Here is a 23,826-nt window from a genome sequence, read left to right as displayed (position 1 = left end):
CATGCAAAAAATCCTTGTGAGCCGTTGTTTGCTGGGGCACCGCGTCCGTTACGACGGTGGCGCCAGCGGGCCGTTCAATCAGCTGGAGCAGTGGATCGCCGAAGGTCGGGTGATCGCCTTGTGCCCGGAAGTCGCCGGCGGCTTGCCGACGCCTCGGGCAGCGGCGGAGATTCCCGGCGGCCAGGGTGTCCAGGTGCTTGAGGGTACGGCCCGGGTAATCACGACTGAGGGCGAGGACGTCAGTGATGCGTTCCTGTCGGGCGCGCGCCAGGCACTGGAATTGGTGCAACAGCACGGCATCCGCATCGCCGTGCTCAAGGCCAACAGCCCGTCCTGCGGTAACCTGCTGACCTATGACGGGACCTTCAGCGGGGTCAAGGTCAGCGGCGAGGGGGTCACCGCAGCCTTGTTGACCCGTCATGGCGTGCGGGTGTTCAGTGAGTTGCAACTGGCCGAGGCAGCAATCGCGTTGTCTGCGCTGGACTGACATCAAGCGCATAACCTGTGGCGAGGATCTCGAGCTCTTACAGTTTTGGCGGCTGGCTCGCGTCCATGCCGAACCACTTTTCCGACAGTTTCATCAACCGGCCGTCTGCCTTGAGCCGTTGCAACGCTCGGTCGATGCCGGCCTGGAAGGCCGGGTTACCCTTTTGAAACGGAATCGCCAGGCTCAGGGTCGGACCGACCCTGGCCCCTTCCTTGACGGGCAAGCGGCTGTCGCGAATGGCGTAGGGAATCAACAGGCGATCACTGATGGCCGCGTCGAGCTGTTTGTCCGCCACGTCCTTGAGCGGTTGTTGTGCGTCGGGGTAGCTGCGCAGGTCAATGCCCTCGACGCTGCGCGCCTGATCGACGAACTGACTGCCTTGCGCAACGCCCAGGGCCTGTCCCTTGAGCGCCAGCAATGAGCCGAGCGGGCGCTGTTCTTCCTGGCGAACGATCAATTGTGCACTCGAATAGCTATAAGGTTCGCTGAAGTCGAAACGATCCTTGAGCTCCGGGGTCAGTGCTATGTGATTGATCGCGACGTCGTACTTGCCGCTTTCAACGCCCGGCAGCAGGTCGGTGGAATCGGTGACGACGAAATCGGCGCGCACATCCAGCTCGCTGGCCAGCAGTTGGCCGAGTTCGACTTCGAAACCGGTCAGCTTGCCGTCTTCCTTGAAGTTGAACGGTGGCGTATTGGCTTCAAGTGCAATGCGCAGTTCGCCGCGGTCATTGACTTCATCGATCAGTTCGGCGTGAGCCAAAGGGCTCAGAAGGGGTAGCAACATGATCAGGCCAGGCAGAAAACGCATGGTCACTCCTTGAATTATTTATAGGCGACGCGCTGTTGCGGCTCGCTTTGCTATGGTGTTGAGGTCCTTCGACAACGAATTGCTACGAAGTTGTCCCATTCGTAGAGATTAAGCGGAAAAATGGAGAAAAGAATGAAAACCTTTTTGTCTCGTGCAGCCCTGGCGGGTTTGATGCTCAGTGCTTCGATGCTGGCCAGTGCGGCGGATATCCCACGCACCCAGGCACCGCAGGACGCGCAAGTATTTATCGTCACCCCGGTCAACGGCGATACCGTGGCCAAGACCTTTAAAGTCAAGTTCGGTGTCAGTGACATTTCCCTGGCTCCGGCGGGTGATCAAACCCCTCACACCGGGCACCACCATTTGCTGATCGACGTCGACAAGCTGCCGGCCGAGAACCTGCCGATTCCGGCGGACGCCCAGCACATCCACTTCGGCAAGGCCCAGACCGAAACCGAAGTGACCCTGGCGCCTGGCAAGCACACCTTGCAACTGGAGTTGGGGGACAAGAACCACATGCCGTTCGACCCGCCGATCCTTTCGGAAAAAATCACCGTCACGGTGGAATGAAAAAAGGGAGCCCCGATGGGGGGGCTCCCTTTTTCATAACGGCAAGCTGTAAGCCTCAGGTTAAAGCAAAGGCGAACTCGACTTGCCGCTTGCAGCTGCTCTTAGAACAGCACCCGGCTACGGATGGTGCCTTTGATGTGCTGCAGCTTCTCTTGCGCCAGGTCCGAGTACTCGGCATCGACGTCGATCACGACGTAGCCGACTTTCTCGTTGGTCTGCAGGAACTGACCGGAAATGTTGATACCGTTTTCGGCGAAGACCTTGTTGATCTCGCTCATCACACCCGGGATGTTCTCGTGGATGTGCAGCAAACGGTGCTTGCCAGGGTGAGCCGGCAGGGCCACTTCCGGGAAGTTGACCGAGGACACCGACGTACCATTGTCGCTGTACTTGACCAGCTTCTCGGCTACTTCCAGGCCGATGTTGGCCTGCGCTTCAGCGGTAGAACCGCCGATGTGCGGGGTCAGGATCACATTGTCCAGGCCACGCAGCGGGCTTTCGAACTCTTCGTCGTTGGAGCGTGGCTCCACCGGGAATACGTCGATGGCCGCGCCGATCAGGTGCTTGTCCTTGATCGCGTCCGCCAGGGCGTCCAGCTCGACCACGGTGCCGCGAGCGGCGTTGATCAGGATCCCGCCCTTCTTGATGGCGCGGATTTCCTTCTCGCCGACCATCCACTGGGTAGCCGCGGTTTCCGGTACGTGCAGGGTCACGATGTCAGACATGCCCAGCAACTCGTGCAGGTTGCCGACCTGGGTGGCGTTACCCAGTGGCAGCTTGGTCACGGTGTCGTAGAAGTACACCTGCATACCGAGGCCTTCGGCCAGGACCGACAGTTGGGTACCGATCGAGCCGTAACCGACGATGCCCAGCTTCTTGCCCCGGATTTCGAAGGAGTTGGCCGCGCTCTTGATCCAGCCGCCACGGTGGCAGGAAGCGTTTTTCTCCGGGATGCCGCGCAGCAGCAGGATCGCTTCGGCCAGCACCAGCTCGGCGACGGAGCGGGTGTTGGAGTACGGAGCGTTGAACACCGCGATACCACGCTCGCGGGCAGCGCTGAGGTCGACCTGGTTGGTGCCGATGCAGAAACAGCCCACAGCGACCAGTTTCTTCGCGTGATCGAAGATTTCTTCGGTCAGTTGAGTGCGAGAGCGAATACCGATGAAGTGCGCATCGGCGATCTTTTCCTTGAGCTGGGCTTCCGGCAGAGAACCTGTGAGGTACTCAATGCTGGTGTAGCCCGCCGCCTTGAGGACGTCGACAGCCGATTGGTGGACGCCTTCGAGAAGAAGGAACTTGATCTTGCTCTTATCGAGAGAAGTCTTGCTCATCTGCGTAAACCTGTATCCCGGAGATAAATGGCAGGAAATGGTCAACAGATGCTGACCCGGACGGCAGGAAAGCCGTCGCCGCAGAACAGCCTTTGGGCACTACCCTGCGGGGTCGGTATGCTAGCATATGCACCCCGCTAAACACTCATTCCTGCGACGTGAAGCGTTCTCAGGATGACCATGAATTGTTCGAGAGTTCTGTCGATGACCAATCCTGCCCTGATTGATGAGCTGAAGACCCTGGTTGAGCCTGGCAAGGTGTTGACCGATGCCGACTCCCTGAATGCTTACGGTAAGGATTGGACCAAGCATTTCGCCCCGGCCCCGATGGCCATCGTGTTTCCCAAGACCACGGAGCAGGTCCAGGCCATTGTGCGCTGGGCCAATGAGCACAAGGTCGCACTGGTGCCGTCCGGCGGGCGTACCGGGCTTTCCGCTGCGGCGGTGGCGGCCAACGGCGAAGTGGTCGTGTCCTTCGACTACATGAACCAGATCCTCGACGTGAACCTGACCGATCGCACCGCTGTTTGTCAGCCGGGTGTGGTCACAGAGCATTTGCAGAACGTGGCCGAAGAAAAAGGCCTGTACTACCCGGTGGATTTCGCGTCTGCGGGTTCCAGCCAGATTGGCGGCAACATCGGTACCAATGCCGGCGGGATCAAGGTCATTCGCTACGGCATGACCCGTAACTGGGTGGCCGGCATGAAAGTGGTCACCGGCAAGGGCGACCTGCTGGAACTGAACCGCGACCTGATCAAGAACGCCACCGGCTACGACATGCGTCAGCTGTTCATCGGTGCCGAGGGCACCCTGGGTTTCGTGGTCGAAGCGACCATGCGCCTGGATCGCGCACCGAAAAACCTCACTGCCATGGTGCTCGGCACCGCCGACTTCGACTCGATCATGCCGGTGCTGCACGCGTTCCAGAGCAAGCTCGACCTGACCGCCTTCGAATTCTTCTCCGACAAGGCCCTGGCCAAAGTCCTGGCGCGTGGCGACGTGCCGGCCCCTTTCGAGTCCGATTGCCCGTTCTACGCGCTGCTGGAATTCGAAGCGACCACTGAGGAAGTGGCCAACCACGCCCTGGAAACCTTCGAACACTGCGTCGAGGAAGGCTGGGTGCTGGACGGCGTGATGAGCCAGAGCGAATCGCAACTGCAAAACCTGTGGAAGCTGCGCGAGTACATCTCCGAGACCATTTCCCACTGGACACCGTACAAGAACGACATTTCGGTCACCGTGTCGAAAGTGCCGGCATTCCTGAAGGAAATCGACGCGATTGTCGGTGAACACTACCCGGACTTCGAAATCGTCTGGTTCGGCCACATCGGCGATGGCAACCTGCACCTGAACATCCTCAAGCCGGATAACCTGAGCAAGGACGAGTTCTTCGCCAAGTGCGCAACGGTGAACAAGTGGGTGTTCGAAACCGTCGAGAAGTACAACGGTTCGATTTCCGCCGAGCACGGCGTGGGCATGACCAAGCGCGATTACTTGACCTACAGCCGCTCCCCGGTCGAGATCGAGTACATGAAGGCCGTCAAGGCGGTGTTCGACCCGAATGGCATCATGAACCCGGGCAAAATCTTCGCTGTTTGAAGGGGTCGTACCTGAAGAATCACTAAGGCAGGAGTCGGTAATGAGCTATCAGCACCAATATGTCGACGGTACACGTATTCATTTCCCGGTCGGGAAAGTGGTGTGTATCGGGCGCAATTACGCCGAGCACGCCAAGGAACTGGACAACCCGGTGCCGACCGAGCCGTTGCTGTTCATCAAGCCAGGCAGCTGCGTGGTGCCGTTGGACGGGGGTTTTGCCATTCCGGTCGATCGCGGGTCGGTGCACTACGAAGCGGAAATCGCGGTGCTGATCGGCAAGCCGCTGTCGACCCGGCCGAGTCGTGAGGAAGTGCTGGATGCGATTTCCGGGTTTGCCCCCGCGCTGGACCTGACCCTGCGCGACAAGCAGGCCGAGCTCAAGTCCAAGGGCCTGCCGTGGGAAATCGCCAAGTGTTTCGATGGCGCCTGTGTACTGGCGCCGTTCGTGGTCAGCAGCACCTTTGCCGACCTGAGCGACATTGGCATCCGCCTGACCATCAATGGCGAAGTTCGCCAGGATGGCAACAGCAGCGCCATGCTCAACCCGATCGTGCCGATGATCCAGCACATGGCCGGCTGCTTCTCGCTGCAGGCCGGTGACGTGATCCTGACCGGTACGCCGGTGGGCGTGGGCCCGCTGAATGTCGGTGACGAACTGGTGCTGGAGCTTCCAGGCGCCGGTAGCTTTACCAGCAGCGTTCGCTGAACCACGGTCGCCAGCTGCGCCGCCTCCCTTTGGAGCTGGCGCTGCCTGCGATCTATTGACCTGGCTGTTTGCTGCGTCCTTTCCTGAAAACGACCCCTGCGCGCCGTCCGGTTGTGGCTGCAACCCCATGGCCATTAAGCTTGAATTCATCAAGGCGTGATATTTCATCCTCCCGATTCGTTTTTTGAGCAGCCTGAATGCGCCGACTAGCCCGCCCCAAATCCCTTGCCTTGATTATGTTGATCGCCGCCGTGCTGGCATTGGGTGTGCTGGGTCAGTACTACCGCCTTTACGAGCGTACCTGGTTCAACCTGCAGGCCTGGTTGCACCCGCTCAGTGAACAGTCCATGGCGCTCAATGACTACCAGGTGGTGATCGAGGCGAAGGTGATCGACGGGCTGGACGATGATGTTTCGGCACTGACCTTTGATCCGGTGCGTAAAAGCCTGTTCACCGTGACCAATCAGAATTCCGAGCTGATCGAGATGTCCCTCGATGGGCAAATCCTGCGCCGCGTGGCGCTGGTGGGGTTTGGCGACCCGGAGGCGGTGGAGTTCATCAGCGCCGACACCTATGTGATCAGCGATGAGCGTCAGCAGCGCCTGATCAAGATTCACCTGGAGGACGGCACGACGTTCCTCGATGCCGCCGATGCCGAGCAGATGACCCTGGGCGTGCACATGACTCGGAACAAGGGGTTTGAAGGCCTGGCCTACGACTCCAAGGGCAAGCGCCTGTTTGTCGCCAAGGAGCGCGACCCGATGCTGATCTATGAAGTGCAGGGCTTTCCGCACTTCGATCCGGAAAAGTCCTATGCCGTTCACGTGGTCAACAACCCCAAGCGCGATGCCGGGATGTTTGTGCGTGACCTCTCGAGCCTGCAATACGACGAGCGCAGCGGCCACTTGCTGGCGCTGTCGGATGAGTCGCGGCTAATTCTGGAGCTGGATATCGACGGTCGGCCGTTGAGCACGATGTCGCTGAGCAAGGGGCGTCAGGGCTTGCAAAAGACCGTGCCGCAAGCGGAGGGGATCGCCATGGATGACGATGGCACCCTGTATCTGGTGAGTGAGCCGAATCTGTTTTACGTGTTCAAGAAGCCCGCGCAGAACTGACAAACACCCCAAAACACCGGTGGGAGCGGGCTTGCTCGCTCCCACACTGATTTGCGTTGGATTTACTCAGCGCGCAGGGTTTTCACGCCTTCGCTGGTACCCAGCAGCAACAGATCCGCCGGACGCGCCGCGAACAAACCGTTGGTGACCACGCCGACGATGGCATTGATTTGCGTCTCGAGCTCCACCGGGTTGGTGATCTGCATGTTGAACACGTCGAGGATGATGTTGCCGTTGTCGGTCAACACGCCTTCACGGTAAACCGGGTCGCCGCCCAGCTTCACCAGCTCACGGGCTACGTGGCTGCGGGCCATTGGAATCACTTCGACCGGCAGCGGGAAGTTGCCCAGTACCGGCACCAGCTTGCTGGCATCGGCGATGCAGATGAAGGTCTTGGCCACGGCCGCCACGATCTTCTCGCGGGTCAGGGCCGCGCCGCCGCCCTTGATCAGGTTCAGGTGCTCGTCGCTTTCATCGGCGCCGTCGACGTAGAACTCCAGGTCGCTGACGGTGTTCAGCTCGTACACCGGAATCCCGTGGCCTTTGAGGCGCGCGGCGGTGGCTTCGGAGCTGGCGACGGCGCCATCGAATGCACCCTTGTGCAGGGCCAGCGCATCGATGAAGCAATTGGCGGTGGAGCCGGTGCCGACCCCGACGATGCTCTTGTCGTCGAGTTTAGGAAGGATGAAATCGACTGCGGCCTGCGCCACTGCCTGTTTGAGTTGATCCTGGGTCATGCGGGCTCCGAGGTGCCATAAGGGAGGACAGAAGGCCGGCATTATAGCGCCATGCCGGGCCAAAACCTCTGGATTCGTGTGGTCGTGCGGCCAAAAGCCGGGTTAGACTCTTTGACCCTGCCCAACTCGCTCAGTGATGCTTTCCGATGCTCGAACAGTACGTCAAAAAGATCCTCACCTCGCGCGTTTATGACGTTGCCGTAGAAACCCCATTGCAGACTGCCCGCCAGCTCTCCGAGCGGCTGGGCAACACGATCTGGCTCAAGCGCGAAGACTTGCAGCCGGTGTTCTCGTTCAAGATTCGCGGCGCTTATAACAAGCTGACCCAGTTGAGCGATGAAGAGCGAGCGCGTGGCGTGGTCACCGCGTCGGCGGGCAACCATGCCCAGGGCCTGGCCCTGGCGGCCAAGGTGCTGGGTGTGAAGGCGACCATCGTCATGCCCAAGACCACCCCGGAGATCAAGGTCGAAGGCGTGCGCTCGCGCGGCGGCAAAGTGGTGTTGCACGGGGATTCCTTCCCGGAGGCCCTGGCTTTTTCGCTGAAGCTGGTCGATGAAAAGGGCTACGTCTACATCCACCCTTACGACGATCCGCACACCATCGCCGGGCAGGGCACGGTGGCGATGGAAATTCTGCGCCAGCACCCGGGGCCGCTGGATGCGATCTTCGTTCCCGTCGGTGGTGGTGGCCTGATCGCCGGGATTGCCGCCTACGTGAAGTACTTGCGCCCGGACATCAAGATCATCGGCGTCGAGCCGGATGACTCCAATTGCCTGCAAGCGGCCATGGCCGCCGGTGAGCGGGTGGTGTTGCCGACCGTGGGCCTCTTTGCCGATGGCGTGGCGGTTGCCCAGATCGGCCAGCACACGTTCGATATCTGCAAAGACTACGTCGATGAAGTCATTACCGTCAGCACCGACGAGATCTGCGCGGCGATCAAGGATATCTACGACGACACCCGTTCGATCACCGAGCCTGCCGGTGCCCTGGGTGTGGCCGGGATCAAGAAGTACGTAGAGTTGCGGGGCGTTACCGGGCAGACCCTGGTGGCCATCGACTCCGGTGCCAACGTCAACTTCGACCGTTTGCGCCATGTGGCCGAGCGCGCCGAGCTGGGGGAAGGCCGCGAAGCGATCATCGCCGTGACCATTCCGGAGAAGCCGGGCAGCTTCAAGGCGTTCTGCGAGGCCATCGGTAAACGCCAGATCACCGAGTTCAACTACCGCTACAACACCGGCAGCGAAGCGCACATTTTCGTCGGCGTGCAGACGCACCCGGAAAGCGATCCGCGCAGCGCGCTGCTTGCCAGCCTGACCGAGCAGGGCTTCCCGGTACTCGACCTGACGGACAACGAGCTGGCCAAGTTGCACATCCGGCACATGGTGGGCGGTCGCGCGGCCCATGTGGTCGATGAAGTGGTGCTGCGCTTCGAGTTTCCAGAGCGTCCGGGGGCGCTGTTCAACTTCCTCAGCAAGCTCGGCGGGCGCTGGAACATCTCGATGTTCCATTACCGTAACCACGGTGCGGCGGACGGGCGTGTGGTCGCCGGCTTGCAGGTCCCCCATGACGAGCGTCATCTGGTGCCGGCGGCGCTGGCAGAAATCGGTTATCCCTACTGGGATGAAAGCGACAACCCGGCCTATCAGTTGTTTCTTGGCTGAACGGCTACGTTGATGGGCAGAACATAAGGAAATCGGACAATGGAAACGTTAACGGCCCTGAAGGCTGCGCACATGGTCGCGACGGTCGTGCTGCTGGCGTGCGCGCTGGGCCTGGGGATCTGGGTCTGGCGTACCCGGCGTAACGGCGACGCAACGGCGGGAAGCCGTACGTTGCAACGGCCACGGGTGTTCGTCTGGCTGTTGATGGGGCTGGCCTTGCTGAGCATGCCATTCACCGGCTGGTGGATGGTGCACTTGATCGGCTGGCCGCTGGGACAGACCTGGCTGCTGGCCTCCAGTGTGCTCTACACCGTGGCGGCGCTGGCCTGGTTCTGGTTGCTGGTGCGGCTGAACAAGCTGCGCAAGGCGCCGGGTAGCGTGGGCAGGTTTACCTTTGCGCTGGCGCTGGTCAGCTTCGTCTGCTTGATCGCTATTGCCGGGCTGATGGGCGCCAAGCCAGTGTAGGAGCGAGCGCGCTCGCGAAAAACTCAAGGTCGTTGCGGGGGGGCAGGCGCCCCGCATAATCGTTAACGACCATCGCGAGCGCTCGAGCGTCGACCGGCTGCTCCTACAGGGGTGGCGTTGTCAGTCGCGCAGAGTGATCACCGGCCAGCCACGCTTCTCGGCCTCGGCCCGCAGGTTCGGGTCCGGGTCCACGGCAACCGGGTTGGCCACTTCCTCCAGCAACGCCAGATCGTTCATCGAGTCGCTATAGAAGTAGCTGTCTTCCAGCGTCAACCCGGTCTCCTCCAGCCAGCGATTCAGGCGTGTCACCTTGCCTTCACGGAAGCAGGGTACATCGGTACTGCGCCCGGTGTAGCGACCGTCCTGCATCTCGCATTCGGTGGCGATAAGGGTTTCAACCCCCAGGCGCTCGGCAATAGGCCCGGTGATGAACCGGTTGGTGGCGGTGATGATCACCAGCTTGTCACCGGCGGCACGGTGTTTGGCCAACAACTCGATGGCCTTGGGCAGCATGATCGGTTCGATGCAATCGCGCATGTAGTCGCGGTGCCATTCCTGCAACTGGTGCATCTCGGTGTGGCCGAGGATTTCCAGGCAGAAGTTCAGGTAGGCGGCGTTATCCAGCTTGCCGGCCAGGTAGTCCTGATAGAACGCGTCGTTGCGTGTCTTGTAGGCGACGGCGTCGAGCAAGCCCCGTTCGCACAGGTAGTCGCCCCATGCGTGGTCGCTGTCGCCGCCCAAAAGTGTGTTGTCCAGGTCGAATAAAGCCAGGCGCATTGCAGTTACCCGCTGAAAAGTCTGTAAAAAGGCGACAAGAATACGGTCTTTTCACAAGAGTGCACATAAGGTAGGAAGCTTCGTTGCCGCCTTAACAAGCTTTGTGGAACAATGCGGCGACATGCGTTTGCGAGGTTGTTGCCGTGATCGACCCCGATGGTTTCCGCCCCAATGTCGGGATCATTCTGACGAATGATGCCGGCCAGGTGCTTTGGGCTCGCCGTATCAATCAAGATGCCTGGCAGTTTCCCCAGGGAGGTATCAATCCCCAGGAGACGCCGGAAGACGCCTTGTATCGCGAGTTGAACGAAGAAGTGGGTCTGGAGCGCGAAGATGTTGAAATTCTCGCCTGTACTCGCGGCTGGTTGCGCTATCGTTTGCCGCAACGTCTGGTCAGGACCCACAGCCAACCGCTGTGCATCGGCCAGAAACAGAAATGGTTTCTCCTGCGCCTGGTCTCCAACGAGCAGCGGGTGCGGATGGATTTGACCGGTAAACCGGAATTCGATGGCTGGCGCTGGGTCAGTTATTGGTATCCGTTGGGCCAGGTGGTGACATTCAAGCGCGAGGTGTATCGCCGCGCTCTCAAAGAGCTTGCCCCGCGCCTTTTAACGCGCGACTGACGACGGAGTTCGACCCCGAGCCATGCTCAATACGCTGCGCAAGATCGTCCAGGAAGTTAACTCCGCCAAGGATCTCAAGGCGGCGTTGGGGATTATTGTGTTGCGCGTCAAAGAGGCCATGGGCAGCCAGGTCTGCTCGGTCTACTTGCTGGACCCCGAGACCAACCGTTTCGTGCTGATGGCCACCGAGGGCTTGAACAAGCGCTCGATCGGCAAGGTCAGCATGGCGCCCAACGAAGGTCTGGTCGGCCTGGTCGGCACGCGTGAAGAACCCCTTAACCTCGAGAACGCCGCGGGCCACCCGCGCTATCGCTACTTCGCCGAAACCGGCGAGGAGCGTTATGCCTCGTTCCTCGGTGCGCCGATCATTCACCACCGCCGCGTCGTGGGCGTGTTGGTCATCCAGCAAAAAGAGCGACGTCAGTTCGACGAAGGCGAGGAAGCCTTCCTCGTGACCATGAGCGCCCAGCTCGCGGGCGTTATCGCCCATGCCGAGGCCACCGGTTCGATCCGTGGCCTGGGCCGTCAGGGCAAGGGTATTCAGGAAGCAAAGTTCGTCGGTGTACCCGGCTCGCCGGGTGCGGCGGTCGGTACCGCGGTGGTCATGCTGCCACCGGCTGACCTGGACGTGGTACCCGACAAGGCCATCAGCGACATCGATGCTGAGCTCAAGTTGTTCAAGACCGCCATCGAAGGCGTGCGCGCCGACATGCGTGCGTTGTCCGCCAAGCTCGCCACGCAATTGCGCCCCGAAGAGCGCGCCTTGTTCGACGTCTACCTGATGATGCTCGACGATGCCTCGCTGGGCAGCGAAGTCACCACCGTGATCAAGACCGGCCAGTGGGCCCAGGGCGCGCTGCGCCAGGTGGTCACCGATCACGTCAACCGTTTCGAATTGATGGACGACGCCTACCTGCGTGAGCGGGCCTCGGACGTCAAGGACCTGGGGCGTCGCCTGCTTGCCTATTTGCAGGAAGAGCGCCAGCAGACCCTGGTCTACCCCGACAACACCATCCTGATCAGCGAGGAACTGACGCCGGCCATGCTCGGCGAGGTGCCGGAAGGCAAGCTGGTGGGGTTGGTCTCGGTATTGGGTTCCGGCAACTCCCACGTGGCGATCCTGGCGCGTGCCATGGGCATCCCGACGGTGATGGGCCTGGTCGACTTGCCGTACTCCAAGGTCGACGGCATCCAGATGATCGTCGACGGCTACCACGGCGAGGTCTACACCAACCCCAGCGACGTGCTGCGCAAGCAGTTCGCCGACGTGGTCGAGGAAGAGAAGCAACTGGCCCTGGGCCTGGATGCGCTGCGCGACCTGCCGTGCGTGACGGTCGACGGGCACCGCATGCCGTTGTGGGTGAACACCGGTCTGCTGGCGGATGTGGCGCGGGCGCAAAAGCGCGGCGCCGAAGGGGTGGGTCTGTACCGCACCGAAGTGCCGTTCATGATCAATCAGCGTTTCCCGAGTGAAAAGGAGCAGCTGGCGATTTATCGCGAGCAACTCGCCGCCTTCCACCCGCAACCGGTGACCATGCGCAGCCTGGACATCGGCGGCGACAAGGCACTGTCATATTTCCCGATCAAGGAAGACAACCCCTTCCTTGGCTGGCGCGGGATCCGCGTCACCCTCGACCACCCGGAAATCTTCCTGGTACAAACCCGCGCGATGCTCAAGGCCAGCGAAGGCCTGGATAACCTGCGCATCCTGCTGCCGATGATTTCCGGTATCCATGAACTGGAAGAAGCCCTGCACCTGATCCACCGGGCCTGGGGTGAAGTGCGCGACGAAGGCACCGATGTGCCGATGCCGCCAGTGGGCGTGATGATCGAAATCCCGGCGGCGGTCTACCAGACCAAGGAACTGGCGCGGCAGGTGGACTTCCTGTCGGTCGGCTCCAATGACCTGACCCAGTACCTGCTGGCCGTGGATCGGAACAACCCGCGGGTAGCCGACCTCTACGACTATCTGCACCCGGCCGTGCTGCAGGCCCTGCAAGCCGTGGTGCGCGACGCCCATGCCGAAGGCAAGCCGGTGAGTATCTGCGGCGAGATGGCGGGCGACCCGGCCGCCGCGGTGCTGTTGATGGCGATGGGCTTCGACAGCCTGTCGATGAACGCCACCAACCTGCCGAAGGTGAAGTGGATGCTGCGCCAGATCAACCTCAGTTGGGCCAAGGATCTGCTGGCCGAACTGATGACCATCGACAACCCGCAAGTGATCCACAGCTCGCTGCAACTGGCGCTGAAGAATCTCGGGTTGGCGCGAATGATCAATCCGGCGGCGATCAAGACTCTCTGAAGTCCTGACAGCTTCTTCGTGGGCAAGCGGAGCGCCGCTTGCCCGCGATGGGGCGCAACAATCTAGACCCTGATCTCAACCTCCCCCAAATGCCCGCCATACGGCCCGAAACTGCGCTCGACCATCCACCGTGAACCATCGGCCTGGACAATCAGCGCGGTACTCGCCCGGGTGCCATACGTGGGGCTGACGATAAACACGCTGGACAACAGGCTTTCGGTCGCCAGGCCCACGCCGGTGTCCGGCAAGTCGGCTAACGGCGCGGTTTGCGAGTCAGCCAGCAGTGCCAACAGTGCCTGTGGTTGGGGGTCGTCGAGCACCTCGGTCAGGGCTGCCCTGGCCTTGAGCAGCTTGGGCCAGGGCGTATCCAGCCCGGCATTCGACAGTCCATAGACTCCGGCTTCCAACCGGGTCGGTGCGGTCTGCAGGGCATTGAAGTGCCACAGTTCATGCAGGTTGCCGACCAGCAGGTTGAACCCGGCATATTCCACGGATCTGCCGACAACGTCGGCCAAATAGTCGGCAATCGGCATTTCGCCCGTGAGAAACCGTGCCACCAGTTCACCCCGCGAGCGGCGGGCCGCAGGTTGGTGCGGGTTGCGGATATTGGTCAACGCGGCGAAGCGCCCATCGGCACCGACTCCCAGCCAGGTGCCACCGGCCTCCAGGTCACGGCCGGCGTACACCTGCGGGGCTTCGGGCCATTGCGCCAGCGGCAGGCTGGGGCGGGCATAGAACTCGTCACGGTTGGCCGCGACGACCAGGGGCGTGGGGTGATCCGGGCGCCAGGCGAAAACAATCAGGCACATAAGGTGGTCCTTGTGCGTTTTTCACTCACTTTACGCAGACATCGCTCATCGATCCATCGCCTTGCACAGTGGAGCCTTGGCCCATGCATCCGTTACCATGCGGCACTTATTTTGGGGGTGCAGTCATGGAATTTCTGCTCTATCTGGTGTTGGGCGCCTGTGCAGGCGTGTTGGCCGGGCTGTTTGGCGTGGGTGGCGGGATCATTATCGTCCCGGTGCTGGTATTCAGTTTCACCTTGCAGGGCTTCGATGCGGCGGTGCTGACCCACCTGGCCGTCGGCACCTCGCTGGCAACGATCATCTTTACCTCGATCAACGCCGTGCGTGAGCACCAGCGCAAAGGCGCGGTGCGCTGGCCGATCTTTCTCTGGATGACCTTGGGGATTCTCCTGGGTGCCGGGTTCGGGGCGCTGACCGCCGAAGCGATCTCAGGCCCCAACTTGCAGAAAATCATTGGTGTGTTCGCCCTGGTGATCGCGGTGCAGATGGCCTTGGAGCTCAAGCCCAAGGCCAGTCGAACCGTTCCCGGCAAGGTCGGCCTGACCCTGGCCGGCAGCGTGATTGGCTGGGCGTCGGCGATTTTCGGCATTGGTGGCGGCTCGCTGACCGTGCCGTTCCTGACCTGGCGCAGCGTGCCGATGCAGCAAGCAGTGGCCACTTCATCGGCCTGCGGCCTGCCGATCGCGTTGGCCAGTGCATTGAGTTTCATGATTCTGGGCTGGCATGACCCCCTGTTACCCGCTCATAGTCTGGGGTTCATTTATCTGCCGGCGCTGCTGGGCATTGCCCTGACCAGCATGCTGTTCGCCCGCTTCGGTGCGCGACTGGCCCACCGGCTGTCGCCGCGGTTGCTGAAAAGACTGTTTGCCGTTTTGCTGTTGTGCGTGGGGCTGAGCTTCCTGCTCTGACGCGCGGCGCAATCCTGGCTTAATCCTGGCGTGACACGGTCGCGCCAGGAATTTTAAGTTTCAACTCTAACGAGGAGTCGCAATGCTGCCTTACCCGCAGATTGACCCGGTGGCCCTGGCCATTGGCCCGCTGAAAATCCACTGGTACGGCCTGATGTACCTGGTCGGCATTGGTGGTGCCTGGCTGCTGGCGTCGCGCAGGTTGAACCGCTTCGACCCGACCTGGACCAAGGAAAAGCTCTCCGACATGGTCTTCTGGATGTCGATGGGCGTGATTCTCGGTGGCCGTCTGGGTTATGTGCTGTTTTACGACCTGAACGCTTACCTGGCCAATCCGACGCTGATTTTCGAAGTGTGGAAGGGCGGCATGTCGTTCCATGGCGGGTTTATCGGCGTGATGCTGGCGGCGTTGTGGTTCGGTAAGAAGAACGGCAAGTCGTTCTTCCAACTGATGGACTTCGTCGCGCCCATGGTGCCGATTGGCCTGGGGGCCGGGCGTATCGGCAACTTCATCAACGCCGAATTGTGGGGCAAGGCGACCGACGTGCCGTGGGCCATGGTCTTCCCGGCATTCAGCGACCCGTCGCAGTTGCCGCGCCACCCGTCGCAGCTGTACCAGTTCGCGCTGGAAGGCGTGGCACTGTTCGTCATTCTCTGGTTGTTCTCGCGCAAGCCGCGGCCGACCATGGCGGTATCCGGGATGTTTGCGCTGTTCTATGGCATCTTCCGTTTCATCGTCGAATTCGTCCGCGTGCCGGACGCGCAACTGGGCTATCTGGCCTGGAACTGGCTGACCATGGGTCAGGTGCTGTGCGTACCGATGATCGTCGGCGGGCTGTTCCTGATCTGGCTGGCTTATCACCGCGCCCCGGCCGCTCCGGTTGCCCCGGCAGCCTGATTCGCCGCGCTCTACATTCGAACCCCGGAGCGTTTGCCCCGGGTTCAAGGACACAGGTAATACATGAAGCAATATCTCGATCTGGTCGCCCACGTCATCAAGAACGGCACCAAGCAAGCCAACCGCACCGGCGTGAACACCATCAGCTTTCCCGGTGCGATGCTGCGTTATGACCTCAAGGAAGGTTTCCCGGCGATCACCACCCGCAAGATGGCCTTCAAGTCCGCCATCGGCGAGATGTGCGGCTTCCTGCGTGGGGTGAACAACGCCGCCGAATTCCGCGCCCTGGGCTGCAAGGTCTGGGACCAGAACGCCAACGAAAACGCCCAATGGCTGGCCAACCCCTTCCGCCAGGGCGAAGACGACCTGGGCGAGATCTACGGTGTGCAATGGCGCAAGTGGCCGGCGTACAAGCAGATCCCGCTGAGCAACCCGGCGGCCATCGAGCAGACCCTGAACCAGGGCTACCGGCAGATCGCCGAGGGCGAGGAAGACGGCCAGGCCTACGTGGTGCTGTACAAGGCCATCGACCAGGTTCGCCAGTGCGTCGACACCATCATCAAGGACCCGGGCAGCCGCCGCATCCTGTTCCACGGCTGGAACTGCGCCCAGCTCGATGAAATGGCCCTGCCGCCGTGCCACTTGCTGTACCAGTTCCACCCGAATGTCGAGACGAAGGAGATTTCCCTGACCCTCTACATTCGCTCCAACGACCTGGGCCTGGGCACGCCGTTCAACCTCACCGAAGGCGCCGCGCTGCTGAGCCTGATCGGTCGCCTGACCGGCTACACGCCGCGCTGGTTCACCTATTTCATCGGTGACGCCCACGTCTACGAAAACCACCTGGACATGCTCAACGAACAGCTCACGCGCGAGCCGTTCCCGATGCCGAAACTGGTGATTTCAGACCGCGTGCCGGAGTTCGCCAAGACCGGTGTGTACCAGCCGGAATGGCTGGAGTTGATCGAGCCAAGCGATTTCTCGCTGGAAGGCTATGAGCACCACGCGCCAATGACCGCGCCGATGGCGGTTTAACGCCTCACGTAGCCCCTGTAGGAGCGAGCTTGCTCGCGATGGACGTGAACGATGACGCGCACTGTCTGGAAGTATGCGTCGTCCTTGAGTTCATCGCGTGCACTTGAGCGTCGACCGGCTGCTCCTACAGGGGGTATGTGGTGTTCTCAATGGCCGTGACTGCGGCCCACATGGGAATGCTCAACCTCCGCCGCCGCCACCCCGCCGCTGACTTCCAGCCGCTGCAATATCCCGCACTGCTCGATATCCGGCTCTTCGCTGCAGCGTTGGCGCAGGTCGAGCAGTTGCGCCTGCAGGGCCAGCAATCCGTCGATCCGCGCCTTGACGTGATGGATGTGCTCGTCGATCAGCGCATTCACGCTTTCGCACTGGTCCTGCGGACTGTCGCGCAAGGCCAGCAGGCTGCGAATTTCTTCGAGGGTCATGTCCAGGGTGCGGCAGTTGCGGATGAACGTCAGGCGCTCGGCGTGGGCCTGGGTGTAGACGCGGTAGTTGCCGTCGCTGCGGGCCGGCTCCGGCAGCAGGTTTTCGCGCTCGTAGTAGCGAATGGTTTCGACAGCGCAGTCGGTCAGTTTTGCCAGTTCCCCGATCTTCATCGCAACAATCTCCAAAAAGGGTGCTTGACCCTATAGTGGCTACAGGGTCTTTACTTGGCAACAGGCACCTTAATGGAATGGACGCGACCTTATGAGCGATTCCCTGCACACCCACAAACCCGGCGCTGAGCACGAGCACAGCCACGGGGCAAAACTTCAGCCTGTGAAAAAACACGATCACGCCAGCCATGGTGGTTCCTGCTGTTCTAGTACGGCGGCACCTGCGGTGGTGAAAATCAGTGGGGCGCCCACTGACGGCGCGCGCCTGAGTCGTTTCCGCATCGAGGCCATGGACTGCCCGACCGAGCAGACGCTGATCCAGAACAAGCTGGGCAAGCTCGAAGGTGTGCAGCAACTGGAATTCAACCTGATCAACCGCGTGCTGGGCGTGACCCATGACCTGCCGGGCACGAAACCGATCATCGACGCCATCAAGGCCATCGGCATGGTGGCCGAGCCGATCGAGGAGGGCGCAGATGCCGATGACAACCGTCCGGCCCCGGTGAAAAAGCACTGGTGGCCGCTGGCGGTGTCGGGCGTCGGTGCCCTGGCCGCGGAAGTGATTCACTTCACCAGCGCCGCGCCGACTTGGGTGGTGGCGATTGTCGCGCTGGTTTCCATCCTCTGCGGTGGTCTGGGCACCTATAAAAAGGGCTGGATTGCCCTGAAGAACCTCAACCTGAACATCAATGCACTGATGAGTATCGCGGTGACCGGTGCCGTGCTGATCGGGCAGTGGCCGGAAGCGGCGATGGTGATGTTCCTGTTCACCGTGGCCGAGCTGATCGAAGCCAAATCCCTCGACCGCGCGCGCAATGCCATCAGCGGGCTGATGCAGATGACCCCGGAAAAGGTCACTGTGCGACAAGAGGACGGCAGCTGGGTCGAACGCGAAGCCAAGCAGGTCGATCTGGGTGCGCTGGTGCGGGTGCGTCCCGGCGAGCGCATTGGCCTGGACGGCGAAGTCACGTCTGGCAGCTCGACGATTGACCAGGCGCCGATCACCGGTGAAAGCCTGCCCGTCGAAAAAACCGTCGGCGACAAGGTCTTCGCTGGCACCATCAACCAGTCCGGCTCCCTGGAATTCACCGTCACCGCCGCCGCCAACAACTCGACCCTGGCGCGGATCATTCATGCCGTGGAAGAGGCCCAGGGCGCGCGGGCGCCGACCCAGCGTTTCGTCGACAGCTTCTCGAAAATCTACACGCCAGTGGTGTTCGTCTTCGCCCTCGGCGTGGCGCTGATCCCGCCGTTGTTCATGGGGGCGGCGTGGTTCGAGTGGATCTACCGCGCGTTGGTGCTGCTGGTGGTCGCGTGCCCTTGTGCGCTGGTGATTTCCACCCCGGTGACCATCGTCAGCGGCCTGGCGGCCGCGGCGCGCAAAGGTATTCTGATCAAAGGCGGCGTGTACCTGGAGGGCGGCTACAAGCTGGATTACCTGGCACTCGACAAGACCGGCACCCTGACTCATGGCAAGCCGGTGCAGACCGATTACCTGTCTCTGGACCCCACGGTCGATGCCAGTGCGCTGGTCCTTGCCGCCAGCCTGGCCAGGCGTTCGGACCACCCTGTGTCGCTGGCCATCGCCAATGAAGCTGTGGATAAACAACGGTCGCTGTTGCCTGTGGATAACTTCGAGGCACTGACCGGGCGGGGTGTGCGTGGCGAAATCGACGGTCAGCTCTACCACCTGGGCAACCACCGTCTGGTGGAGGAGTTGGGCCTGTGCTCGCCAGCCCTGGAAGAAAAACTCTTCGCCCTGGAAAAGCAGGGCAAGACCGTGGTGCTGTTGCTCGACACTTCTGGCCCGCTGGCGCTGTTCGCCGTGGCCGATACGGTCAAGGACACCAGTCGCGAAGCGATCCGGCAGCTCCATGCGCTGGGGGTGAAAACCCTGATGCTCACCGGTGACAACCCGCACACCGCGCAGGCCATTGCGGCTCAGGTGGGCATCGACCAGGCACAGGGCGACTTGCTGCCGACCGATAAGCTCAAGGCCATTGAAGCCTTGTACGCCCAGGGACATCGTGTCGGCATGGTCGGGGACGGCATCAACGATGCGCCGGCGCTGGCCCGGGCCGAGATCGGGTTTGCCATGGCCGCGGCCGGCACCGATACCGCGATTGAAACCGCTGACGTGGCGTTGATGGACGACGATCTGCGCAAGATTCCGGCGTTTATCCGGCTGTCGCGCCAGACCTCGAGCATCCTCACGCAAAATATCGCGTTGGCCCTGGTCATCAAGGCGATCTTTCTTGGGGTAACCTTCTTCGGCCTCGCCACCATGTGGATGGCGGTGTTTGCCGACATGGGCGTGGCCTTGTTGGTGGTGTTCAATGGTCTGCGCCTGCTGCGCAAGTAAATGAAGAGAGGGTGATGTGCTGAGTGCCGAGCTGAAGGCGTTTTACATGGTCGCGCGTCTGGGCAGTATTACCCTGGCGGCGAAAAAGCTCGGCCTGAGCCAACCGACGGTCACCACCCAGATCCGCCATCTGGAAAGCCAGTATTCGGTGGAACTGTTCTACCGCGGTGGTCGCCGGCTGACCGTCAGTGACGAAGGCTCGCGCCTGCTGCCGATGGTCAAGGCCCTGTTGCAGCAGGAGGCGGATATCGAGTTTTTCCTGCGCAACAGCGGCCAGGTCCAGGGCGCCCTGCGCATTGCCGCCACCGCGCCGTATTACATCCTCGACCTGGTGAAGACGTTCCGCGAGCGCTTGCCGCAGGTGGAGGTCTCGATGGAAATCGGCAACTCCCAGCAGGTACTGGAAGCCCTCGAGGACTATCGGGTCGACCTCGCGGCCTCGTCGCAATTGCTCGAAGACCCGCGGTTGATCCGCCGGGTACTCGGCACCGACCCCTTGGTGCTGGCGGTGCATCGCAACCACCCGTTGGCGGGCCATGATCATGTCCCCTTGAGTGCGCTGGTCGGTCACACCTTGTTGATGCGCGAAAACGGTTCGACCACCCGGTGCCTGACCGAGGAGTTGCTGGCCAGCGCCGGGGTGAGTTTCGGCCCGTTGCTGGAAATCGGCAGCCGTGAATCGATCCGTGAAGCGGTACTGCGCAACATCGGCATCAGCATCATCGCCCGCCAGGAAGTGCCCCATGACCCGCAACTGCAGGTGCTGACCATCGAAAACGCCCCGCAGATCCCGGAATACCTGTACTGCCTCAAAGAGCGCAAGAATGCCCGCTTGCCCGCTGCGTTCCTGGGGTTGGCGCAGGAAATGGCCCCGGCCTGATGATCGTTCTCACCTTGTGGCGAGGGAGTGCGAACCGGCCGACGGGGGCAAGCCCTAATGGCCTTGGTAGGAGCGAGCGTGCTCGCGATGGACGTTAACAATAACGCGTGTTTTCTGATTAACCGCGTTGCTCTTGGGTTCATCGCGAGCACGCTCGCTCCTACAAAAAATGCGATTTCACCTCCTTAACTGACTGGCATTAGGGCAAGCCCGCTCGCCATAACCCAAATCCTCCAATACCACTATCGGCAGTTTTTGCCTCACTGCCACATGAACTACGCATTCGCTCCCTAGGATGGCCTGCATCTGCTTGATGAGGTCCGTCCATGAATCACTCGAACGCAATTGCCCAGGCTGTCCCCGGCATCCCGATGAAGGTGCGCAGCATTGAAAAGCGTTTCGGCGCTTTCATCGCGCTGGATAACGTTTCGCTGGATGTCCAGGCTGGTGAGCTGGTGTGCCTGCTCGGGCCGTCGGGTTGCGGCAAGACCACCTTGCTGCGCTGCATCGCCGGCCTGGAGCGCCAGGATCATGGCCAGTTGTACCTCGGTGAGCGCGACGTGTCCTTGCTGGCACCCCAGGCTCGGGACTACGGGATTCTGTTCCAGTCCTACGCCTTGTTCCCCAACCTGACTGTCGAAGCCAACATTGCCTACGGCCTGGCCGGCAGTGGCCGTGAGGAAGTGCGCAAGCGGGTGGCGCAGATGCTGGAGCTGGTGGGCCTGATCGGCAGTGAGAAAAAATACCCCGGTCAATTGTCCGGCGGTCAGCAGCAGCGCGTGGCACTGGCCCGCGCCTTGGCGCCGGCGCCATCGTTGTTGCTGCTGGACGAGCCAATGTCGGCGCTCGATGCCCGGGTGCGCGAGCACCTGTGCACCGAGTTGCGCCAGCTGCAACGCAATCTCGGCATCACCACCCTGATGGTCACCCATAACCAGGACGAGGCCATGCTGATGGCCGACCGCATTGCCGTGATGAACAACGGCAAGGTCGAGCAGTACGCCACCCCCCAGGAAATCTACAACCGTCCGGCTACCCCTTTCGTGGCCGAGTTCGTCGGGCAGGGCAACTGGTTGCCGTTCCAGCGCAACAGCGACAGCCATGCGCAGGTCGGCGGGATGAATGTGCGCCTGGCCGATAACGCCAGCAAGGCTGCGTCGGGACGGCTGTTTTGCCGCCCGGAAGCCATCAGCATCAACCCGCTGGTGCATGAGGAAAATCTGTTTCCGGCCAGGGTTCGCGAAATCACCTTCCTGGGCAATCGCTGCCGGATGAGTTTCGAACTCAATCATCTGCCCGGCCATGCGCTGCTGGCCGAGCTGGCGCCCGAGGCCATGCCGCGCCTCGGCGCGCAGGACATCATGGTCGCCCTGCCTCCGCGCAGCCTGCAGGTGTTTGCCTGATGAGCGCGCAGATTGCCCTGCCGATACCGCGCAAGCAGGTTCGGCAGACCTCCCGCGCCGAGATCGGTGACCGGGTGTTCGTGGTCGGTGGCAAGCTGTTGCTGCTGTGCCTGCTCAGCGTCGCGGTATTGATGCCGCTGCTGGCCATCTTCTGGCGCGGTTTCAGCAACGATGCCGGGCAGGGCGGTGGCCTGGTGGCCACCCGCGAACTGCTGACCAGCGCCAATTTTCACTGGTTGCTGGGCAACAGCCTGAAAGTGTCCCTCAGCGTGGCGTCCATCGTCGTGCCGCTGGCCTACCTGTTTGCCTACGCTCTGCAACGCACGCTGATTCCCGGCAAGGCAATCTGGCGGGGCCTGTCGCTGCTGCCACTGATGGCGCCGTCGATGCTGCCCGGTATCGCACTGGTCTATCTGTTCGGCAACCAGGGCCTGTTGCGCGGGCTGCTGTCGGAAAACATCTACGGCTTCTGGGGCATCGTCCTGGGTGAAGTGATCTACACCTTTCCCCACGCCTTGATGATCCTGCTGTCGGCATTGTCCCTGGCCGATGCGCGCCTGTTCGATGCCGCCTCGAGCATGGGCGCCAGTCCGGCCAAGGCGTTTCGCAGCATCACCTGGCCGGCGACCCGGCAAGCGGTGTTCGCCGCATTCTGCCTGGTGTTCACCCTGACCATTACCGACTTCGGGGTGCCGGTTGTAGTCGGTGGCGACTATCAAGTGCTGGCGCTGGAAGCCTACAAGGCCGTGGTCGGCCAGCAACAATTCGGGCGCGGAGCCTTGATCGGCATGGTGCTGCTGTTGCCGGCACTGCTCAGCTTCGCGGTTGACGCCTGGTTGCGCCGTCGCCATGGCGACTCCATGAGCGGCCGGGCGCAAGTCTTCCAGCCGGCACCGTCACGCCTGCGGGACGGCTGCTACCTGGCCATCGTGCTGCTGGTCTGTGCCGCGCTGCTGTTGGTGTTCGGCATGGCGGTGTACTCGTCGCTGGTGAAATTCTGGCCGTACAACCTGTCGCTGTCGTTCAAGCACTACCAGTTCGGCGACACTGCCGGTGGCGGCTGGCTGGCCTATGGCAACAGCGTGAAGATGGCCCTGTGCACGGCGTTGATCGGCAGCGTGTTGATCTTCACCGGCGCCTACCTGATGGAAAAAACCCGTGGCCAGCGCGGCCTGAACCTGGCGCTGCGCATGCTCAGCTTCGTACCGATGGCGGTACCCGGCCTGGTCCTGGGCCTGGGCTACGTGTTCTTCTTCAACCTTAGCGGCAACCCGCTGCACGTGCTCTACGGAACCATGACCCTGCTGGTGGTGTGCACCATTGCCCACTACCTGACCACCGCGCAAATGACCGCGACCACCGCGCTGCGCCAGCTCGACGCGGAGTTCGAGGCCGCCGCGCTGTCGCTCAAGGCACCGCTGTACCGCCACTACCTGCGCGTCACGGTGCCGATCTGTCTGCCGGCGCTGCTGGACATCGTGCGCTACCTGTTCGTCTCGGCCATGACCACCGTCTCGGCGGCGATCTTCCTCTACAGCCCCGACACCATCCTGGCGGCGGTGGCGGTGCTGAACATGGACGATGCCGGGAATGTCGGCGGCGCTGCCGCGATGTCGACCCTGATCCTGTTCACCTCGGCGGGCGTGTCCTTGCTCCTGGCTTGGGCTTCGCGCGGTTTGCTGCGTCGCTCCCAGGCCTGGCGGCAGACCGCGCCCGGCAACTGATCGCCCTCACACAAGTAACCCCTCTGA

Annotated in this window: 22 protein-coding genes; 16 read left to right on the top strand and 6 right to left on the bottom strand. The window is 61.8% G+C overall.

Annotated elements, in window-relative coordinates; genetic code table 11:
• Position 1: 1 nt before the first annotated feature.
• A complete protein-coding gene (locus tag CKW29_RS13540) occupies positions 2 to 487 on the top strand; it encodes a DUF523 domain-containing protein (protein WP_095145979.1) in 486 nt (161 codons plus the stop codon).
• Positions 488 to 524: 37 nt separating this feature from the next.
• Here the strand turns inward: CKW29_RS13540 and CKW29_RS13535 are convergent, their stop codons facing one another.
• Positions 525 to 1,298 (bottom strand): transporter substrate-binding domain-containing protein, encoded by a 774-nt coding sequence (locus CKW29_RS13535; RefSeq protein ID WP_095145981.1) that lies wholly within the window; start codon positions 1,296 to 1,298, stop codon positions 525 to 527.
• Between the two features lie 132 nt (positions 1,299 to 1,430).
• Between CKW29_RS13535 and CKW29_RS13530 the strand changes: the two genes are divergently transcribed.
• Complete coding sequence (locus CKW29_RS13530; protein WP_095145983.1) at positions 1,431 to 1,868, top strand: DUF4399 domain-containing protein; 438 nt, start codon at positions 1,431 to 1,433, stop codon at positions 1,866 to 1,868.
• A 101-nt stretch (positions 1,869 to 1,969) separates the two neighbouring features.
• On the opposite strand, the gene serA is transcribed toward CKW29_RS13530, so the two are convergent.
• Positions 1,970 to 3,199, bottom strand: a complete 1,230-nt coding sequence (gene serA / locus CKW29_RS13525) for a phosphoglycerate dehydrogenase (RefSeq protein ID WP_095145984.1) — start codon at positions 3,197 to 3,199, stop codon at positions 1,970 to 1,972.
• 204 nt (positions 3,200 to 3,403) lie between these two features.
• On the opposite strand from serA, the gene CKW29_RS13515 reads away from it, so the two are divergent.
• The 3 genes from CKW29_RS13515 to CKW29_RS13505 all read left to right on the top strand — a co-directional run bounded on the left by CKW29_RS13515 (position 3,404) and on the right by CKW29_RS13505 (position 6,619).
• Positions 3,404 to 4,798: an FAD-binding oxidoreductase gene (locus tag CKW29_RS13515; RefSeq protein ID WP_095145988.1), complete on the top strand. Its 1,395-nt coding sequence runs from the start codon at positions 3,404 to 3,406 to the stop codon at positions 4,796 to 4,798.
• Between the two features lie 40 nt (positions 4,799 to 4,838).
• Positions 4,839 to 5,504, top strand: coding sequence for a fumarylacetoacetate hydrolase family protein (locus tag CKW29_RS13510; protein WP_095145990.1), 666 nt, complete (start codon positions 4,839 to 4,841; stop codon positions 5,502 to 5,504).
• A gap of 197 nt (positions 5,505 to 5,701) precedes the next feature.
• Positions 5,702 to 6,619: an SdiA-regulated domain-containing protein gene (locus CKW29_RS13505; protein WP_095145991.1), complete on the top strand. Its 918-nt coding sequence runs from the start codon at positions 5,702 to 5,704 to the stop codon at positions 6,617 to 6,619.
• A gap of 62 nt (positions 6,620 to 6,681) precedes the next feature.
• On the opposite strand, the gene rpiA is transcribed toward CKW29_RS13505, so the two are convergent.
• Positions 6,682 to 7,356 carry a ribose-5-phosphate isomerase RpiA gene (gene rpiA / locus CKW29_RS13500; protein WP_095145993.1) on the bottom strand — a complete coding sequence of 225 codons (675 nt, stop codon included), beginning with the start codon at positions 7,354 to 7,356 and terminating at the stop codon, positions 6,682 to 6,684.
• A gap of 146 nt (positions 7,357 to 7,502) precedes the next feature.
• On the opposite strand from rpiA, the gene ilvA reads away from it, so the two are divergent.
• Complete coding sequence (gene ilvA, locus CKW29_RS13495) at positions 7,503 to 9,017, top strand: threonine ammonia-lyase, biosynthetic (RefSeq protein ID WP_095145994.1); 1,515 nt, start codon at positions 7,503 to 7,505, stop codon at positions 9,015 to 9,017.
• Positions 9,018 to 9,056: 39 nt separating this feature from the next.
• Positions 9,057 to 9,482 carry a DUF2269 domain-containing protein gene (locus CKW29_RS13490; protein WP_095145996.1) on the top strand — a complete coding sequence of 142 codons (426 nt, stop codon included), beginning with the start codon at positions 9,057 to 9,059 and terminating at the stop codon, positions 9,480 to 9,482.
• A 120-nt stretch (positions 9,483 to 9,602) separates the two neighbouring features.
• On the opposite strand, the gene CKW29_RS13485 is transcribed toward CKW29_RS13490, so the two are convergent.
• A complete protein-coding gene (locus CKW29_RS13485) occupies positions 9,603 to 10,259 on the bottom strand; it encodes an HAD family phosphatase (protein ID WP_095148649.1) in 657 nt (218 codons plus the stop codon).
• Between the two features lie 143 nt (positions 10,260 to 10,402).
• Here CKW29_RS13485 and CKW29_RS13480 point away from each other — a divergent pair, with 143 nt between their 5' ends.
• Both CKW29_RS13480 and ptsP read left to right on the top strand, forming a co-directional pair.
• A complete protein-coding gene (locus tag CKW29_RS13480; RefSeq protein ID WP_095083604.1) occupies positions 10,403 to 10,882 on the top strand; it encodes an RNA pyrophosphohydrolase in 480 nt (159 codons plus the stop codon).
• Between the two features lie 22 nt (positions 10,883 to 10,904).
• Complete coding sequence (gene ptsP / locus CKW29_RS13475; RefSeq protein WP_095146000.1) at positions 10,905 to 13,184, top strand: phosphoenolpyruvate--protein phosphotransferase; 2,280 nt, start codon at positions 10,905 to 10,907, stop codon at positions 13,182 to 13,184.
• Between the two features lie 62 nt (positions 13,185 to 13,246).
• Here the strand turns inward: ptsP and CKW29_RS13470 are convergent, their stop codons facing one another.
• Positions 13,247 to 13,993 carry an NRDE family protein gene (locus CKW29_RS13470; RefSeq protein WP_095148648.1) on the bottom strand — a complete coding sequence of 249 codons (747 nt, stop codon included), beginning with the start codon at positions 13,991 to 13,993 and terminating at the stop codon, positions 13,247 to 13,249.
• A 125-nt stretch (positions 13,994 to 14,118) separates the two neighbouring features.
• Here CKW29_RS13470 and CKW29_RS13465 point away from each other — a divergent pair, with 125 nt between their 5' ends.
• The 3 genes from CKW29_RS13465 to CKW29_RS13455 all read left to right on the top strand — a co-directional run bounded on the left by CKW29_RS13465 (position 14,119) and on the right by CKW29_RS13455 (position 16,834).
• Positions 14,119 to 14,901: a sulfite exporter TauE/SafE family protein gene (locus tag CKW29_RS13465; RefSeq protein WP_095146003.1), complete on the top strand. Its 783-nt coding sequence runs from the start codon at positions 14,119 to 14,121 to the stop codon at positions 14,899 to 14,901.
• A gap of 82 nt (positions 14,902 to 14,983) precedes the next feature.
• Complete coding sequence (gene lgt, locus CKW29_RS13460; RefSeq protein WP_095146005.1) at positions 14,984 to 15,799, top strand: prolipoprotein diacylglyceryl transferase; 816 nt, start codon at positions 14,984 to 14,986, stop codon at positions 15,797 to 15,799.
• Between the two features lie 63 nt (positions 15,800 to 15,862).
• Entirely contained in the window at positions 15,863 to 16,834 is a 972-nt protein-coding gene (locus tag CKW29_RS13455; RefSeq protein ID WP_095146007.1) for a thymidylate synthase, read from the top strand.
• A gap of 146 nt (positions 16,835 to 16,980) precedes the next feature.
• On the opposite strand, the gene cadR is transcribed toward CKW29_RS13455, so the two are convergent.
• Entirely contained in the window at positions 16,981 to 17,430 is a 450-nt protein-coding gene (cadR, locus tag CKW29_RS13450; protein WP_095083618.1) for a Cd(II)/Pb(II)-responsive transcriptional regulator, read from the bottom strand.
• A 91-nt stretch (positions 17,431 to 17,521) separates the two neighbouring features.
• Here cadR and CKW29_RS13445 point away from each other — a divergent pair, with 91 nt between their 5' ends.
• The 4 genes from CKW29_RS13445 to CKW29_RS13430 all read left to right on the top strand — a co-directional run bounded on the left by CKW29_RS13445 (position 17,522) and on the right by CKW29_RS13430 (position 23,799).
• Positions 17,522 to 19,792 carry a heavy metal translocating P-type ATPase gene (locus CKW29_RS13445; protein WP_095146009.1) on the top strand — a complete coding sequence of 757 codons (2,271 nt, stop codon included), beginning with the start codon at positions 17,522 to 17,524 and terminating at the stop codon, positions 19,790 to 19,792.
• Between the two features lie 16 nt (positions 19,793 to 19,808).
• On the top strand, positions 19,809 to 20,672 hold the full coding sequence (locus CKW29_RS13440; protein WP_095148647.1) for a LysR family transcriptional regulator: 864 nt from the start codon (positions 19,809 to 19,811) through the stop codon (positions 20,670 to 20,672).
• Between the two features lie 326 nt (positions 20,673 to 20,998).
• A complete protein-coding gene (locus CKW29_RS13435) occupies positions 20,999 to 22,075 on the top strand; it encodes a putative 2-aminoethylphosphonate ABC transporter ATP-binding protein (protein ID WP_095146013.1) in 1,077 nt (358 codons plus the stop codon).
• Positions 22,075 to 23,799, top strand: coding sequence for a putative 2-aminoethylphosphonate ABC transporter permease subunit (locus CKW29_RS13430; RefSeq protein ID WP_095148646.1), 1,725 nt, complete (start codon positions 22,075 to 22,077; stop codon positions 23,797 to 23,799). The genes CKW29_RS13435 and CKW29_RS13430 overlap by 1 nt, the downstream gene beginning before the upstream one ends.
• The last annotated feature ends 27 nt before the right edge of the window (positions 23,800 to 23,826 follow it).

It is taken from the genome of Pseudomonas sp. Irchel s3a18 (genome assembly GCF_900187535.1).
Taxonomy (GTDB): domain Bacteria; phylum Pseudomonadota; class Gammaproteobacteria; order Pseudomonadales; family Pseudomonadaceae; genus Aquipseudomonas.
This window is presented reverse-complemented; position numbering and strand designations above follow the sequence as displayed.